At 64.6% G+C, this 16,417-nt stretch carries 15 protein-coding genes; 11 read left to right on the top strand and 4 right to left on the bottom strand.

What is annotated here, in order from left to right; all coding sequences use genetic code 11:
- Positions 1 to 120 precede the first annotated feature (120 nt).
- The 4 genes from ABJF88_18440 to ABJF88_18425 form a co-directional block, all read right to left on the bottom strand.
- On the bottom strand, positions 121 to 954 hold the full coding sequence (locus tag ABJF88_18440) for a DUF2695 domain-containing protein (protein ID MEP0548920.1): 834 nt from the start codon (positions 952 to 954) through the stop codon (positions 121 to 123).
- A 150-nt stretch (positions 955 to 1,104) separates the two neighbouring features.
- Positions 1,105 to 1,644, bottom strand: coding sequence for an ion channel (locus tag ABJF88_18435; GenBank protein MEP0548919.1), 540 nt, complete (start codon positions 1,642 to 1,644; stop codon positions 1,105 to 1,107).
- 176 nt (positions 1,645 to 1,820) lie between these two features.
- Positions 1,821 to 2,129: a hypothetical protein gene (locus tag ABJF88_18430; protein MEP0548918.1), complete on the bottom strand. Its 309-nt coding sequence runs from the start codon at positions 2,127 to 2,129 to the stop codon at positions 1,821 to 1,823.
- Positions 2,130 to 2,951: 822 nt separating this feature from the next.
- The gene (locus ABJF88_18425; protein ID MEP0548917.1) at positions 2,952 to 4,034 is read right to left on the bottom strand and encodes a hypothetical protein; all 1,083 of its coding nucleotides are present in this window, start codon (positions 4,032 to 4,034) and stop codon (positions 2,952 to 2,954) included.
- A gap of 606 nt (positions 4,035 to 4,640) precedes the next feature.
- Here ABJF88_18425 and ABJF88_18420 point away from each other — a divergent pair.
- From ABJF88_18420 to ABJF88_18370, 11 genes are all read left to right on the top strand, one after another.
- The gene (locus ABJF88_18420) at positions 4,641 to 5,060 is read left to right on the top strand and encodes a hypothetical protein (protein ID MEP0548916.1); all 420 of its coding nucleotides are present in this window, start codon (positions 4,641 to 4,643) and stop codon (positions 5,058 to 5,060) included.
- Between the two features lie 671 nt (positions 5,061 to 5,731).
- On the top strand, positions 5,732 to 6,427 hold the full coding sequence (locus tag ABJF88_18415) for a hypothetical protein (protein MEP0548915.1): 696 nt from the start codon (positions 5,732 to 5,734) through the stop codon (positions 6,425 to 6,427).
- Positions 6,428 to 6,585: 158 nt separating this feature from the next.
- On the top strand, positions 6,586 to 7,533 hold the full coding sequence (locus ABJF88_18410) for a DUF932 domain-containing protein (GenBank protein ID MEP0548914.1): 948 nt from the start codon (positions 6,586 to 6,588) through the stop codon (positions 7,531 to 7,533).
- Between the two features lie 563 nt (positions 7,534 to 8,096).
- Entirely contained in the window at positions 8,097 to 9,020 is a 924-nt protein-coding gene (locus tag ABJF88_18405; GenBank protein ID MEP0548913.1) for an adenylate/guanylate cyclase domain-containing protein, read from the top strand.
- A gap of 136 nt (positions 9,021 to 9,156) precedes the next feature.
- Positions 9,157 to 10,113 carry a universal stress protein gene (locus tag ABJF88_18400; GenBank protein ID MEP0548912.1) on the top strand — a complete coding sequence of 319 codons (957 nt, stop codon included), beginning with the start codon at positions 9,157 to 9,159 and terminating at the stop codon, positions 10,111 to 10,113.
- Between the two features lie 51 nt (positions 10,114 to 10,164).
- Positions 10,165 to 10,785, top strand: coding sequence for a flavin reductase (locus ABJF88_18395; protein ID MEP0548911.1), 621 nt, complete (start codon positions 10,165 to 10,167; stop codon positions 10,783 to 10,785).
- Entirely contained in the window at positions 10,782 to 12,026 is a 1,245-nt protein-coding gene (locus ABJF88_18390) for a M20 family metallopeptidase (GenBank protein MEP0548910.1), read from the top strand. Before ABJF88_18395 ends, ABJF88_18390 begins: the two co-directional genes overlap by 4 nt.
- Before the next feature lie 138 nt (positions 12,027 to 12,164).
- Positions 12,165 to 12,488, top strand: a complete 324-nt coding sequence (locus ABJF88_18385) for a DUF5335 family protein (protein MEP0548909.1) — start codon at positions 12,165 to 12,167, stop codon at positions 12,486 to 12,488.
- Positions 12,489 to 12,720: 232 nt separating this feature from the next.
- Complete coding sequence (locus ABJF88_18380; GenBank protein ID MEP0548908.1) at positions 12,721 to 13,689, top strand: universal stress protein; 969 nt, start codon at positions 12,721 to 12,723, stop codon at positions 13,687 to 13,689.
- 43 nt (positions 13,690 to 13,732) lie between these two features.
- Positions 13,733 to 14,758, top strand: coding sequence for a hypothetical protein (locus ABJF88_18375; protein ID MEP0548907.1), 1,026 nt, complete (start codon positions 13,733 to 13,735; stop codon positions 14,756 to 14,758).
- Between the two features lie 11 nt (positions 14,759 to 14,769).
- Positions 14,770 to 16,386, top strand: a complete 1,617-nt coding sequence (locus tag ABJF88_18370; protein MEP0548906.1) for an AAA family ATPase — start codon at positions 14,770 to 14,772, stop codon at positions 16,384 to 16,386.
- Positions 16,387 to 16,417: the final 31 nt, after the last annotated feature.

Here is a 16,417-nt window from a genome sequence, read left to right as displayed (position 1 = left end):
CCGCACCGGGTATCGAAGCGGTTGGATGAGGCAACGTAGACGCTGGCGGTGGAAAGAGGCAAGGCTGTAGTGCCCTAAGGCGGGTGGGGAGGCTGGCTATGCCCACGTGGCGCAGCCTTGTCACAGCCGCCATTCCCACATTTCAGCGACGTTGGCGATCACCTCGCAGTCGCAGTATCCGCCTCCGTGCTGAAGCCACGTGACTAAGGGTTGTTCAGGCAAATTATTAGCTGCTGAGCAAGAGAGAGTGTGCCTGAGCGTGTGGTCGCAGCCCTCTGAGCTGATAGCAGATCTAACATGGCTGAACAGGCGCTTGAGGTCTGGCTTCGAAGCTGGCAGGTCTCGCTCTAGTTCAGGCCAGTTCTGGCGCTCACGGAGGTCCTTCTCTCTCTGCTTTCGCCCTTGTTCTGCTATGGCTAAAGACTCAGGGTGCGGTTGAAACTCTCTAGGTGGTAGTTGCCCAAGGTCCTGAATGAGGTTTGGCACCTCATTAGGATCGGTTACGAACCGGCCGTTCTCGTATCCCCGGTAGTATTGGATCAGCAAAGCCTGCCCGCCGGGGAGCGCGAACCACTCCCCGTTGACACGCCACGGCTCCGCCCAGTTGTGGATCTGCTGTTCGCAGGCGCGAGCGTCATCGGCTGGGAACGAGTGAAGCATCTTTACTTCGACTGGCATCTGCACGTCGAAGTGGTTGACACGGGCCTCTGGCTTTTTGCTGTAGCCAACCTTGTAGTGTCCTGTGGCGGGCATATGCGCCAAGTAGATGTAACCGGAAGGGTCGCGGTCTGATTCCTCCAGCGCGGCGGCGCCCCACACTCTCAGTAGGGAAGCGGCCTCTTCTTCTGTCATCTCACGAGCCTGGGCCTGCGAGACGAGTAGGTTGCCCCATCGGACAGAGAAACGGCGTCCTCCATGCTCGAATGAGGAGTAGTCCGGCTTTGTGTCAGACACGGTCTAAGGTTAGAGTGGGCATAACGGATGGCCGCTCACCAGCAGCACGCGGCAAGACGGCGGGACGGGGCAACGTAGACGAGGACGGTGGTGAGAGGCAAGACGGCAGAGCGTTTCGTCGGCGTGCAGCCGTGGGTAATGGGCACGTGGCTATTCCTTGTCCGGAATCACCAGAGCAATGGCGAGAGCGACGACCATGACCTGAAAAATCAAACCCACGATGGTTTGGATGGAAGCCAACGTTTTTCCAAAGCCGACAGGTTTTATATCTCCAAATACTACCGTGGAAAGCAAGTTGGTGCTGAACAGCACATTGTCCCATACTGAGTCACTGGTGGTGAGGTCTCCCGCAAGGGAGTAGGCCAGCCCGAATGGGATAGATATCAGTAGGTACCCGGCTATCACAACGACGAGCAAAAATCCGACGCCAGAGGATTGAAGGTCTGCAAAGTGCGCCTTGACCCTGTCACCGAAGCTGCTGGGACGAGAGCCAGAACTGTTGAGCCGACTGGTTTCCTTGATGATTAGGCTCAAATAGGTCCAAGTGAAACCGATTGCCACAAACGAGCTGACTAGCGTATAGACCAGACTAAGCGTTAGTGCGATCCTCCCTCCGGTGAGCCACATGGGTAAGCCAAGGAAGGTGAACGGCACCAATAGCAGCACCAGATACCAGATGGGTACGGACATGGCGATCCACTTAGGTCTTCTCATAGTCTCGAAGTGCCCATTGTATCTACAAATAGACCAGTCGCGGGGGCCGTACCCTGTCTACCGGTCCGGTGAGGCTGTAGCCGCATGAGGCCTATGATGCGAAACAGCTGAGCCCCGCAATTCCATTACCACAACGACCGGCATAGGTAGGATCAGTCGAAATCCACGGTGCGGCCGGCCACCACGGTGTAGGTGTTGCCCTCTTCGTCCTCCCGAGCGCTCTTCACGGTGTACTCCTCCTTGTCGAGGGCGCCGTAGATGTAGGAGCGCATCGGCTGCACCTCGCTCTTCGGCACGCCCTTGATCGTAACCAAATCGCCCTTGTTGGCCTTCTGCACGGCCTCTAGCATCGGCTGGTACTTGCTCCTTCCACCCTTGCCCTTACGCAGCTTGGAGAGGGTTTCGTGGGCTTCCTTGGCGCTGACGGTTTCGATCTTGTAGCCTGATTTCGACTTAGCCATCTTGGTTTTCCACTTGGTTTCTTCGTGGGTCTTATGCGGAGGCCGGAAGCTGGGATGCCTGCATACTGATTCTCTGCATGTGAGCCCCTACGTCAACGTTTTAAATGGGTTACTCTTCTCCGCCTCACTCACGTTCGCTATCACCCGAGCAAGCAAGCGAGCAAAGCGCGACCTGTTCGGGGTCAGGATGAGCCTGAGACAAGCAGTCAACATAGATAGGAACAGAGTTGCGCTTCCGTTCGCTGCATTGTTGAAAATTGCCGTCGTGCCCGAAGCCAGCTACATGGAGCCATTCATGAAGGAGGAAACCAGCTAAGACTTTGGGGTCATCCGAGATACTCTCAAGACTTTTGTAGACCGTCCCATTCGACGTACAGCCGGTTGAAGCCGTCCGCCTCAGTCCCCACCAACTCCACCCATTGCATATGTCGCGGCCAACACGAGGTGGTGTGTAAAATGCGAGACTTGGGCGAATAGGGCGACTGTCGATCGAGTGCACCCGGGCCTCTAGTATTTTAGCTACTGTTTCCCCCCCTATGTCATTGCTCACATAGCTCCAATCCGTCTTCTCCCCTACGGCAGCAAGAAACGTCTGACTCAATGAAAGCGAATCCGCGCGATTGATTGCCGACCTCACCATTTCTAGGTATTGCGCGGGAATATTGGTGTCTGACAAGTCGTACAACCCCGATTGACCATCACCTGTCAGTTCTACGAATTTGCTTTCCGTCCCTGCCCGCTCCGAAGCGGCACAGCCAGAAACGACGAGGCATATTCCGAGTATGAATGGAAGTTTAGACATATCTGTGCTTGAATTGCGTTTCAAACGTTTAAGAATGCGGATCGCATTTGTGCAGTAAGGAGGCGGAGGCTGTTTGAGCTAGCCCTAGCACGCTGTAAGTCTTCTACGATCGATGCGGCTTCCAGGATTTTATCTCTTGGATCGCCCTTTAGGGTATACTTTACACCTGAAACTTCAGGTTCGCACTTTGCAGCGGCAGGGGTCGGGTGAATGAATACATCAGGACAGTAATCTGTCACTAGCTTTTGATACACCTCGTACAGAGCCGGTATCTGTGTTAGAATGTTGTCATACTGAGTTACAAAGAAAGAAGTGTTTAGAATTGCTTCCCGCTTAAGCTCAGTGCTGCTGGCACTATCATACATTTCCTGTTTGAATTTAACTAGATCACTTTTGAAAGCTTCGTTGCTTTGAATATATAGGGCTATCATAGTATTTCGCTCTCTCATGTCTTCATAAGCAGAACGCGTAAATTCGATGAAGCGGGTTTTGTCTTCAAAATTGTTCCCCGTCTGTCCTCCCCAGATTGTGCCTACGAATTTGGAGAGTGCGGTAATACCCAATCCTACTTGAGGTAGACCGCCTCTGTCTTCTTGAGGTATTAGTATAGTGGCAGCAGAAGCAAGGAGTCCAATTGCAGTGCCCCAATCTCCTACTTGATCCGCTGCGTTTCGAAAGTTCTCATCGGACCATAAATTGGTTCCTAGTCCAATAGACTGTTCCAATTGTGCACTTCTCAGAACTTCATTAACGTTATCTACACCTGCAATCATTCGTTCTATTGCATCTTTGCCCCATAGATATCTTTGATCCACGGAATTAGCATTGTATAGGTAGGTCGATGCCATTGCCATGGCATCTACCTGATCCTGGGGTGTGTCTCCCGCCTCTTCAAAGGTCTCTGTTAGAATACTATTTAGTGATTCGAACATATTGGGTGAGATCAGAATATGGGATTCTATATCAGGAAGAGATCTCGACCTTTCAACCAAGTCTATAAATGGATTAATCTCCAATGAGTCGCTTTGAGGGGATTGAGCGACCAAGGGAATCGGATAGAGGACTAACACCAAAACTACAGAGAGTAGAAGAAGGCGTTTCATCGCTGAACCATTCTGGGGTTGAGGGGCTGAGGCTGACTTCTTGCGCTGTTTACATCACAGTAATGTTGTGCTGCACCTAAGTGCACAACAGAGTTACCCTTCACCTGCTGTACCAGGCAGCGGGGTGTGGCAATGTAGACGGTAACGATGAAGGAGTCAAGCAAGTTGGCGCGATGTCCGGAGTGCGGACGCAAGCACTACAGCACGGCATCATATCGCGTCGTATGCCTCTAGGAAGCGACCGTATTGATCAGCGGCGAGCCAGACATCAAGAGGGTACGTTGAGGCGCATCTGGTAGCCGCTGATCTCGCGCCACCGACATCCTGATGCTTCGTATTCGATTGCTCTTGTTCGGCCCACAGATGCCCCTCAACGGTCCATAGATGCTCATCGACCCACGGATGCTCATCGATCCGCAGATGCTCCTGTTAGGCCCGCTACGCTCGTCCGGTTCGACCGCGTTAAGAGGGGAGGGCAAAGGGGCGGCGAATTCTGGGGCTGATTAAGGGCGAAGCACGATGCAGGTAGAGGCTGCGACCGGATCAATGGATTGAGTTGATAGAAGCCTTCGTAGGATGCAGGGCCTGCCGCCGGATCAGAGGCTCATGCTGATCGAAGCCTACGCAAGATTGGCGGTCTGCCACCGGATCAGGGCCAAGTGCTGGTCGAAGCCAACGGCCGGATCAAAGGCCGGTGCTGATCAAGACCCAATTGCTGATCAAAGCTGGCAGCCGAATCAAAGGCTGATGCTGGATCAGGGCCAAATGCTGATCAATGACAGCGCCAGATTTGGAGCCCAATGCTGGATCAAAGGCTTAGCAATGGCAGAGGACACATTCAGGTTCAGGCCACGTCGGAAATGGCAGCACGTCTATGTGGATGGTAGCACGTCTCTCTTTGAATGGCGTCAAGTCATGTATGGGAAGGAAGTGGCAGCACGTCACGTCTTAGAATGGCAGCACGTCGTGTATGGGAAGGAAGCGGCAACAGGTCATGTCAATGGATGTGTTGGCGTCCTTCTCTAGCTGATAGAGACCTTTCTATGTGATAGAGAGAGACCATTCTACGTGATAGAGACCTCTCTATTCGATAGAGACGGCAGAACGTTGATAGGTGAGAGGGAAGGGATAGGGCGTGTTGCGACCACAAGGAGGGGAGGATTCGGATGTCGGCGCCAAAAAATCGGATGAGGCCGCAAATGGAGGTATTGGGTGAGGCGGCGAAAGAAGAGGGGTTGTAGTGGTCTTTCTGGATCTCTTGTAGTCTTCTATCTAGGGAGTCTATCTAGTTATATCTTACTTCTAGTTGTATCTTCTATTATTGTTGTATCTATCTTGATCGTCTGGAGTCTTGTAGGTGGTTCTCTCGTCGTCTATCTATGATTCTTCTCTTTATGGTCGTTGGGATTGTGTGAAGACAACTGGGTGCATTCCTTCAATAGTGCCTAATTAGTTTACATTGGCCGTTTTGATCGCATTCTGGCGACGATTTTCGTGAGCGCGCAAATTTCGGACTGTCACGAAATAGTATAACAATTCGTGGCGCTAGGTGGTAGATCTAAAGCGTAGGAGTAGGGGAGGGGTGAGGAGGGCAACGGGGTGTCCGGCGACAGCTGCAAGATTCGCTCGTATCCCGGCACCATAGCAGTGTAAGGGGTCCGATCCACGGACTCCAACTCATGCAACCCCCACTGCTCATGCCGCCCCACGCCATCCCCAAGAACGGCGCCACGTCGTTCGGGTCCTTCGAAGGGCCCCCGACGCTCCCGTTCATCCACGCCCTCATCCGGCAGGCCCGCCGCTGGACGGAGCACGTCCTTGCCAACTCCAAGCTCGATCCGGCCTACGTCGTCGAGAAAGCCCTCGCCGCCCTCTCGTTCACGCTGACCTACCTCGCCCGCCAGAAGGATTGGACGGGCTATCCCCCGAACGGCCACATGGATTCCAACGGCAAGAGGGATTCCAACGGCTGGGGTGATTCTAGCGGAAAGAGAGATTCCTATGGCCACATGGATTCCAACGGAAAGAGGGATTCCATCGGTGAGAATGATTCGGCTGCATCATCCGGTTCTATCGGTCCGGTCGTGCTCTCCATCCCGACGAAGCTGGTGGGGGTAAGGGCGGTGCAGTCCAACGTCCGTGCCCTGCGTGATGCCGCGCGTAATCATCTGGTCCAAGCAGGCCTCGAACTCCACCTCCACGCCACGCCCAACGGGGTGGTGGTCTACTGGGGAAGCCTCGCCATCGGTCGGATACAGGACAAGCACGCGCCGTGGCTGGCTCCGCTCCTTCCAGCGCACGTCTCCGTCCACCTCATCGGCGTGACTGGCGACGAAGCGAAGGGGCACACGCTCGGCGTCAACGTCTACGTCCGGTTGCAAGCCGGGCTGTAGCCAGCAATAAATCGACGCGATCAAGGCATCGACACGATCAGGGCCGGGTGGCTATTCACGCTGCCCGGCTCTTTCTGTGTTTGCACCACCGCTGGACTCGCACGATCCCGCACCGTTGGGATACGCCAAAGATGCCACCCTCCAACCATTCAACCAACATGACCATGAACGACTCCATGTACCTCCTATCTAGCAACGGCACGACCAACGGCAAAACACATGGCAACGCCGCGAACAATGGCAATCTGTCAACTCATGACAACACACGAACCCTCATCACCACACCCGAACGCCAGTTTTATCCGGAGCCGGAATCCGGCCCGTACGCCCCCATCGAGAAGCGGCGGCTCCAGACGGCCGACGGCATGGATAGCGCGGGCTACACCGTCCGCATCGCCGACCCCGACGGAGAAACCGGATGGCGCGAGTGCGGCGTCGTAAGCGGCGATTACCTCCTCATCCCCAATGCAAGGGTCCGGGATCTGGCCGGGGAGATCGCGCACCGCTCCGGCTTGCCTTTCCAAGAGGACCGGACGTTCTTCGACGGCAAGCGCTACTTCCTTGGTTTGACGGCAAAGGAAGCGCAGACGGTGGAAGTGAAGCCGGGCGACGTATTAGGGCTGTCCTTGGGCTTCTGGAACAGCTACGACGGGAGCCGGGCCTTCAGCGCCGGGGTGTACCTAACAAGGCTGGTGTGCTCGAACGGGATGGTGGCGAAGTCGCTGTTTAAAGAGGTCCGGTTCCGCCACGATCCCACGGCATCGGAATGGGAGAGTGAGGTGGAGCGGACGCTGGGGGCATTGCGGCATGCTGAAGGGGGCATCGCCCGTTTCGCAATGGCGGCGAGGTCGTTGGCGTCCATGCGGATGTCGTCGTCTCGTCTACGCGAGATCCGGCGCGACGTGCTCCCGAACATGCCGGTGACGTTGTGGGGGAAGGTCGTGGACCGCTACCTCTTGGAAGAAGAACTCAGCGGCTGGGGCTTGCTCAATGCGGCTACGGCGGTGACGTGGCACGCGGATCGGCCGACGGTAAGCGACTTCCGCCACAACGAGTACGCCGTGTCGTCGCTCATCGAGCACGCGCTATCACGCCCGGCGAACTAGCACGGCAAAGGGAAGCGAGATCCGGTGGGCTGGATCTCGTTTTTGGTCTTCACCAAAGGGGGCGAAATTTGAAGAGGTAGGGCTGCACGCGTAGACGGTCAGGCAACTCTTGAGAGGCAGGAGGGGAGTAGCGCCACGTAGGGACAAGCTCGCTGCCGATGCGTACATTTAGATCCTCAAGCGTCTCGTCAGAACACGACGGCGCACAATCTGCGGAAGATGTGCGGAAACACTACAAGCTAGCATTCTGAGACTCGCTCGAAAATGCTGAATACGGGGGCATAAGGGACATTAGAGCACCGGCCTGATCCGCTTAGCGTCTGACTACGGATCAGAAGGCCGGGGGTTCGAATCCTCCCGGGCACGCTATGCGAAGCCCCGAATCGGCACCCCGCCGGCTCGGGGCTTCGCTCGTTTACGGCGACGGCGCCACGCTGTCAGCGCGCCTGCGGCGGCCGGCGTGGTGGACGGTTCGACCCCGAAGCCTGCAGCCTACGGGGGTGGAATTGTGCTACATTGCGTCTCCCTTCGCTTCCAGTTGACAGGTTATCGAGTCGCGTAGCATGAGTTCGTTCGAGGAGCAGAACGGTCCGTATTCGAAAGGCGTGCGCGCCATCGTTTTCGCGGATTTGTGCGGGAGCTCTAAGCTGTTCGAGCGCGTCGGCAACGACCGGGCGTTGCAGATCGTCGGCCGCGCCCTCGAGGTGCTCTCGGACGTGACGGTCCGCCACCGCGGCCTGGTCATCAAGACCATCGGCGACGAAGTGATGGCGACCTTCGCGGACGCGGTCTCCGCCGCCGAAGCCGCGTCGGCGATGCACAAGGCGGTCAAGGCCGACCCGATGCTCACAGAGATCGGGGCGAGCATCAAGGTCGGGCTGCACATCGGGGAGGTAATCCTGGAGAAGGGCGATGTCTACGGCGATGCCGTGAACGTCGCCGCCCGGATGGTCGGCCTCGCGAAGCCCGACCAGATCATGGCGACGCAGGAGACGGCGGAACGCCTCCCGCCGGCGCTGAAACACGCCACGCGTCGGCTCGGCGAAGCTCGCGTGCGCGGCAAGGCGCTCCCCATCGAGCTCTGCGAGCTGGTCTGGCAGGAGGACACCGAGCAGTTGACGATGATCGGCGCCCTGCCGTGGTCGGGGGGGAGAGAGGAGGAAGGGGGTGGCAAGCTCATCCTCGAATACGGATCGGACCGCCGCGTCGTCGAGGCGCAGGGGCCGTCGTTTCAGATGGGGCGCGGCGAGGACAACGACCTCGTCATCCCCGAGCAGGGCGTGTCGCGGACCCACGCCACGGTCGAGTTCCGCAAGGGCTTCTTCGTCCTCGCCGACCGCAGCACGAACGGGACGTATATCCGCATGGGCGCGGAGCTGGTTTTCCTCCACCGGGACCAGACGCACCTCCTGAAGGAAGGCGTGATCAGCCTCGGGCGGACGCCCACAAACGACCCCGCGGGCGTAATCCGCTACCGCTGCGAGTAGCCGGCGTAGGGAACGGCCCGGCACACGTTCGGGGCTCTCGCCCGCCCGCTTCCGAGGTGGCGGCGCACAGCAGCGCGCGACGGCGTGGCGTACCAAGAGACAACGCTCCCGCCTTCGCCTCCCGCCCCCCGCCGCCATGTTCGCCCCGACCCGCATCCTCGTCCCCGTCGACTTCTCCGGAGCCTCGGACGCCGCGCTCCGCCGCGCTGCCGACCTCGCCTCGCGCACCGGCGCCGAGCTCCACGTCCTCCACGTCGTCCCCGGCGTGAGCCCCGAGACCGCCTTCGACGACCTCTCCCAGGACGACCGCGCCTTCTACCGCCGCCTCTTCGACGAGGCCGACGCGGCGCTGACGACCCGCTTCGACTGGGTGGACCGCACGGACCTCCATGCCAAGCGGGTGATCTCGAAGGGGGCGCCGGCCTACGTCGTCCTCGACTACGCACAGCGGGAGGGGTGCGACCTCGTCGTGATGGGGACGCACGGGCGGCGCGGGCTCCGCCGGTTCTTCCTCGGCAGCGTGGCCGGCGAGGTGCTGCGCCACACGGAGGTCCCGGTGCTGATCGTGCCCGAGTCGGTGTCGGGGCAGAAGCCGCTCCGGCTCGTCGTCGCGCCGACGGACTTCTCGGACCCGTCGCGGTGGGCGCTCTCCGTGGCCGCCGGGCTCGCCGCGCTCTACGGCGCCGGGCTCGACCTCCTCCACGCGCTCGAGCCCGCCCGCTTCGTCGAGGCGATCACGGGGGCGGAGGTCGCGGCCGACCTGTTCCCCGAGATCCGCGCCGCGGCCACGCATCGGCTCGAAGCCCTGACCGAGGAGCCCGCGCTCGTCGGGACGCTGGCCGACGGCGTGCGGGCGGACGAGCCGGTGGAGGGCGGCAGCCGCGTGCTGTCGCGGATCGGCTACCACCTCGTCGAGGGGCGCGCGGCCGAGGCCATCGTGGAGGCCGCCCGCACGCGGGGCGCCGACGCCATCGTGATGGCGAAGCGCGGGCTCCACGGCGTCGAGCGCCTGCTCCTCGGGAGCGTGACCGAGCGCGTCTGCCGCCTCGCCCCCTGCGCCGTCCTCGTCCTCCCCATCGAGGACGACGACTGACTTCTCCAACCGTGACGCTCCAACTGTGACGCTCCAACCGTGACGCGACCGATGGCCGACCCGACCGCTCGCCCTCTCGTTGCCCTCGACCCGGAGACGGCGCTCTGGGAGCGCGTCTTCGTCGTCGCCCCGCTCGTCGTCGTGGGGACGGAGGAGGTGGGCGGCGGCTACGACCTCGCGCCGAAGCACATGGCCGTGCCGCTGGGGTGGGGCCCGTACTTCGGCTTCGTCTGCACGCCGCGCCACGCGACATACCGCAACGCGAAGCGCGAGGGGGCCTTCACCGTGACCTACGTCCGGCCCGAGCAGGTCGTCCTCGCCGCCCTCGCCGCCGCGCCCCGCACGGACGGCGCCGACGGGCCCGGCGCCAAGCCCGCGCTGCAGACGCTCCCGACGGCGCCCGCCCGCGTCGTGCGCGGCCGGTTCCTCGCCGACGGCTACCTCTTCCTCGAATGCGAGCTGGACCGCGTCGTGGACGGGTTCGGGGTGAACAGCCTCATCGCCGGGCGCGTCGTGGCGGCGTACGCCGCGCCCGAGGCCGTCCGCCTCTCCGACGGCAGCGACGCCGAGCGGCTCGCCGCCGACCCGCTCCTCGCGTACCTCCACCCCGGCCGCTACGCAGAGGTCGCCGAGACGCACGCCTTCCCGTTCCCGACCGGGTTCTCGCGATGACCGCTCCGTCCGCGCCGCCCTCGATCGTTCCGCCTTCGGCCGTGGTCACGCCGGCCGTGGCCGAGGTCGTGCTCGCGTTCATGCGCGGGCGGCAGTCAGCCATGCTCGACCTCCTCCGCGCGCTCGTCGAGGCGGAGTCGCCGTCGACAGAGCCGGAGACGCAGCGGGCCGTGCTCCGCCTGCTCGCCGATGAGCTGCACCGCCTCGGCTACGCGACGCGCATCGTGCCGGGGCGGGCGACGGGCGGGCATCTCTACGCCCGGCCCGAGCGGCGCGAGCGCGGCGCGCCCGTCCAACTCCTCCTCGGCCACGCCGACACCGTCTGGCCGGTCGGCACGCTCGCCACGATGCCATTCGCCGTGCGCGACGGCCGGGCGCGCGGCCCCGGCGTGTACGACATGAAGGCGGGCCTCGTCCAACTCCTCGCCGCGCTCAATGCGCTCCGCGTGCTCGAGCTCGCTCCGCCCGCCGCGCCCGTCGTGTTCGTCAACACCGACGAGGAGATCGGCAGCCGCGAGTCCGGGCGGTGGATCGCGCGGCTGGCGCGGGCGGCGGCGCGGGCGTTCGTGCTGGAGCCGGCGCTGGGGCCGGAGGGCCGGTTGAAGACGGCGCGGAAGGGGATCGGCAAGTTCGACGTCGTCGTGCGCGGGCGGGCGGCGCACGCCGGGCTCGCGCCGGGCGAGGGGGCGAGCGCGATCCTCGAACTGTCGCACGTCGTGCAGCAACTCCACGCCCTCACCGACCTCGACGCCGGGGTGACGGTGAACGTCGGGATGATCGAGGGCGGGCAGCGGGCGAACGTCGTCGCGCCCGAGGCGCGGGCCGTGGTCGATGTTCGCGTGCCTTCGCACGATCACGCGCGGCGCATCGAGCGCGCCATCTTCGGCATCGACGCCGTGACGCCGGGGGCGTCGGTCGAGATCACCGGCGCGATCGTCCGGCCGCCGCTCGAACCGACGTCGCGCAACCGGCGGCTCTGGAAGCAGGCGCGGGAGGCGGCCCGCCTCCTCGGGCTCGACCTCGCCGAGGGCACGGCCGGCGGCGGCTCCGACGGCAACACGACGAGCCAGTTCACGGCGACGCTCGACGGCCTCGGTGCCGTGGGCGACGGGGCGCACGCGGCGCACGAATACGTCGAGGTGGAGCGGATGGGGGAGCGGGCCGCGCTCCTCGCACTCCTCCTCCTCGCCCCGCTGGACGGCGCGGCGCTCGCTTCGACGGGCGGCGACGAGTCGAAGTAGGGTCCGGCCCCGTACCCGGATCGGTGCTGCCCCGGCAGCGGCGGGCGCATCCGTCTGGCGAACGCGCCGCGCTGGAATGGGGACCTTCTCGTAGGCTACCCCGCCCTCCGTTCCTCCCGACTCTTTCCAGACGCTGCCATGGCTATCCGAACGCTGCCCCGCGCCGACTGGAGCTCGTACTTCGACGCCTTCTCCAGCGTGAAGTCCGACACCGGCCGCATCGACTACGCCGAGATCCGCATCTTCTCCGCGGACGACGGCGCCCAGCCCCAGACGAGCTGGCTCCCGCTCCAGGGCCTCACCTACGACGCCAAAGACGACCTCCTCGAAGTGACCGTCCCCGGCCTCGATCACTTGATCGGGCACCCGGAGGCGATCTACGTCGACGAGGACGGCGAGCACCTCGACCGCTTCGAGGTGGTGCGCCGCGACGGGACGCGGGAGATCATCGAACTCCGCTAGCCGCCCGCGGCCGAGCCGCCCGATGCCGAGCGGCGCGCACGCCGACCCCCTCCGCCTCTGAGAGTGTGTTTATGAAGATGCCCAGGTGCCCTTTGGGAAGTCCTCCCCCTGGACAGGGGGAGGGGGTAGACGAGGAACGCTTCCGTCGTCCGAATCGACCACCCCTAGCCCCTCCTGTCCAGGAGGGGGACCGCTTCTCGACTTCATAGACCGCCTCTAAACCCCCGCTGCCATGTCGATCTTCCACACAGTCCTCTATCCGACGGACTTCTCGGCCTGCGCTGAGGCCGCCCGTCCGCTCGCCTTCGAACTCGCCCGCCACGCCGACGCGCTCCATCTGCTCTACGTGGACTCCCTCTTCGGCAGCGTCCATCACGGCGCGAACGTCCGCCAGCGCCTCGCCGACCTCGGCGAGGAGGCGCCGGTCCCCATCGAGACGGTGCTGACGCGCGACATCGCGCCGGCCGCCGCCATCCTCCGCTATGCCGAGAGCCACGACGTGGGCCTCATTGCGATGGGGACGCACGGGCGGCGGGGGCTCTCTCGCCTCCTCCTCGGCAGCACGGCCCGCGAGGTCGTCCAGCTCGCCCCGTGCCCCGTGCTCACCGTCCGGCCTGGCACCGACGACGCGGCGCTCCCGGCGCTCCACGGCGGCGCGATCCTCGTCGCCGTCGACTTCTCCGACACCGCAGACGAGGCGCTCCGGCAGGCGCTCCGCCTCGCCGATGCGTTCGACGCCCACGTCGACCTCCTCCACGTCGTCGAGGAGCCGTTCCGGCCCGTCGGTGGCGGCTACACGCTTCAGCCCGTGTACCAAGTGGAGCCGGGGCTGGTGCGCAGTCTCGGCGATTCCCTGCGCGAGCTCTACACCGAGGCGGGAGGCGAGCCCGAGCGCCTCGGGACGGTGGAGGTCGTGCCGGGCTTCCCGTCCCGCGTCATCGGCGAGACGGCCGAGCGGCTGCGGTCGGGTCTGATCGTCCTCGGAACGAAGGGGCTGCGCGGCTTCGAGCACCTCGTGATGGGGAGCATCGCCGAGGCCGTGGTCCGCACCGCGCCGTGCCCCGTGCTCACCGTGAAGACGCCCGCCGCCCGCACCGCCGCCCGCGCTGCCGTGCAGGCCGGACGCGAGACGTCGGGCACCGAACCCGATACCGAACCCGGTGACGAGGCGCCCGGCCTGCGCTCCCTCCTAGCGCTCTGACCCCGCCCGGACCGATCCCTCGCCGCGCAGCAGGCCATCGGCCATGACCGAGCTACCCATCCTGACGTCCCTCACGCGCCACGCCCCGCTCGACGGCCGGGCCGTCCCGCTCGCCGTGCTCGGCCGCGAGCGGTGGGCGACGGGGGACCTCGTCGCCGTGCGCGTCACGGCGGCGCCAGTGACGGCCCACCTCGAACTCGTGGGCGGGCGGATGCGCGGCGTGCTCCCCGGCGACCTCGTCGTGGGCGCGCTCGGCCACCGCTACGCGACGCTCGAAGTCACCGGCTCGTGGGAGGCGGTGGAGGCCGACGGGCGGATGCAGTTCCTCACGTCGGCGGGCCTGCTCGGCGCCGTCCTCTCGTGCTCGCCCTACGTCGGCGGCATCATCTCGGTCCGGTACGAGGGTCACGTCCTGATCGGCGGCACGAAGGCGACGATGGAGCGATTCGTCGAGCCCGTACCCGCGCGGCCGTGGACGACGCCGACGCTGCTCCTCGTCGGCACGTCGATGTCGTCGGGGAAGACGACGGCGGCGCGCGTGCTCATCCGCCGCCTCGTGCGGGCGGGCCACCGCGTGCTCGGCGCGAAGCTGACCGGGGCCGGCCGCTACCGTGACATTCAGGCGATGGCGGATGCCGGCGCGGAGTGGATCTACGACTTCGTCGACGCTGGCCTGCCCTCGACGGTCCACCCGGCCGAGGCGTACCGCGCCGCGCTCGCCCAACTCCTCGCGCGGATGGCCGCGCACCCCGCCGACGTGGCCGTGGTCGAGATCGGCTCGTCGCCGCTGGAGCGCTACAACGGGGCCGCCGCCGCCGCCGCCGTCCGCGACGCCGTCGGCTGCACGGTGCTCTGCGCGTCCGATCCCTACGCCGTCGTCGGCGCGATTGCCGCGTTCGGGTTCGCGCCCGACCTCGTCAGCGGCATCGCGACGAACACCGAGGCCGGGCTCGATCTCCTCGCCCGCCTCACGGATGTGCCCGCGCTGAATATGCTCGACCCGGCCTCGTACCCCGCGCTCGACGCCCTCCTGGCCCGTACGCTCGCGCCGCCGGCGCCCGTGCCGTAGCCCCCGCCGCCATGCCCCCGACGCTCGCCCCCTCGCCTCCGACGCCGCACGCGCTGCTCGCCGCGCTCGCCGATCCGGCCGCGTACCCGCACCGGCCCGAGCGCGTCGAGATCGTGCAGACCCACATCTCCGTCGTCGCCCTCGCCCCGCCGTTCGTGTACAAAGTCAAAAAGCCCGTCGACTTCGGCTTCCTCGACTTCTCGACGCTCGCGCGGCGGCGGCATTTCTGCGAGGAGGAGGTCCGGCTCAACGAGCGGCTCTGTCCGGGCCTCTACGAAGGCGTCGTTCCGATCGCGTGGGACGGGGACGCGCTGTGCGTCGAAGGGGAGGGCGAGCCCGTCGAGGTCGCGGTGAAGATGCGGCGGCTCGATCCGGCGGGGTTCTTCGACGCCCGGCTCCGGCGCGGCGCGCTCACCACGGCCGACCTCGACCGGGTGACGGAGCGGCTCGCGGCGTTCTATCGCGGGCAGCCGCCGTCGCCCGAGGCCGCCGCGTGGGGGTGGCCCGAGCGGCTCCGCCTCAGCACCGACGAGAACGTCGCGCAGACCGAACGCTTCGTCGGCGATCTGATCGCGCGCCCGGCGTTCGACGCGCTCCGCTCGGCGACGGATCGGTTCTTCGCCGCGAACGCCCGACTCTTGCACCGCCGCCGCGCCGAGGGCCGGGTCGTCGACGGCCACGGCGACCTCCGGCTCGAACACCTCCACCTCCGCCCCGACGACGTTTCGGACGGCGACGCGCTCTGCGTCTACGACTGCATCGAGTTCAACGAGCGCTTCCGCTGCGTCGACATCGCGAGCGACCTCGCGTTCCTCGCGATGGACCTCGACGTGCACGGCCGGCCGGACCTCGCGCACCACGTCGTCGCCCGCATGGCGGCGTCGCTGGACGATCCCGAGTTGTGGGACGTGATCGACTTTTACAAGGGCTACCGGGCCTACGTGCGGGGCAAAGTGGAGGCGATGCGGAGCGGCGAGTCGGAGGTGCCCGAGGCCGAGCGCGCCGCGAGCCGAGCCCGCGCGCGGCGGTATTTCCAGCTCGCGATGGCGTACGCCGTCGCCGGGTCGGAGCCGCTCGTGATCGCCGTGATGGGGCCGGTGGGGGCGGGGAAGACGACGCAGGCCGAGGCGCTCGGCGCGGCGCTCGGGTGGGAGGTCGTGTCGTCGGACCGGGTGCGGAAGGCGCAGGCCGGAGTCCCGCTCTTCCGCCGGGGGAGCGAGGCCGAGCGGGCCGCGCTCTACGCCCCGGACCGGACCGAGGCCGTGTACGACGCGCTCTGCGAGACCGCGCTCCGCCGCGCGAGCGACGGCCTCAGCACGGTCCTCGACGCCACGTTCGGCACACGCCGCCATCGCGACGCGCTGCGCCACCACCTCGCCGCTGCCGGCGTCCGCCACCGCCTCGTCGAACTCACCGCGCCCGCCGGCGCACTGCGCCACCGCCTCGCCGCCCGCGCCGACGGCACCGTCGTCTCCGACGCCCGCGCGTCCGACTTCGCCTTCCTCGCTGCCCGCTACGAGCCGCCCGACGCCCTCGAAGACCCCGAGCACGTCCGCGCCGACGCGGCCTCGGACCCGGAGGCGACGACGCGCGCGATCCTCACTGCCCTCGCCGAACGGAGCGACTGACGCCCGCCCGCTCGGCTCCGCCCGCCATCGG

Source organism: Rhodothermales bacterium, assembly GCA_039944855.1.
GTDB lineage: Bacteria > Bacteroidota > Rhodothermia > Rhodothermales > JANQRZ01 > JBBSMX01.
The sequence above is the reverse complement of the archived record's forward strand: the minus strand, read 5'-3'. Positions and strand labels throughout refer to the sequence as shown.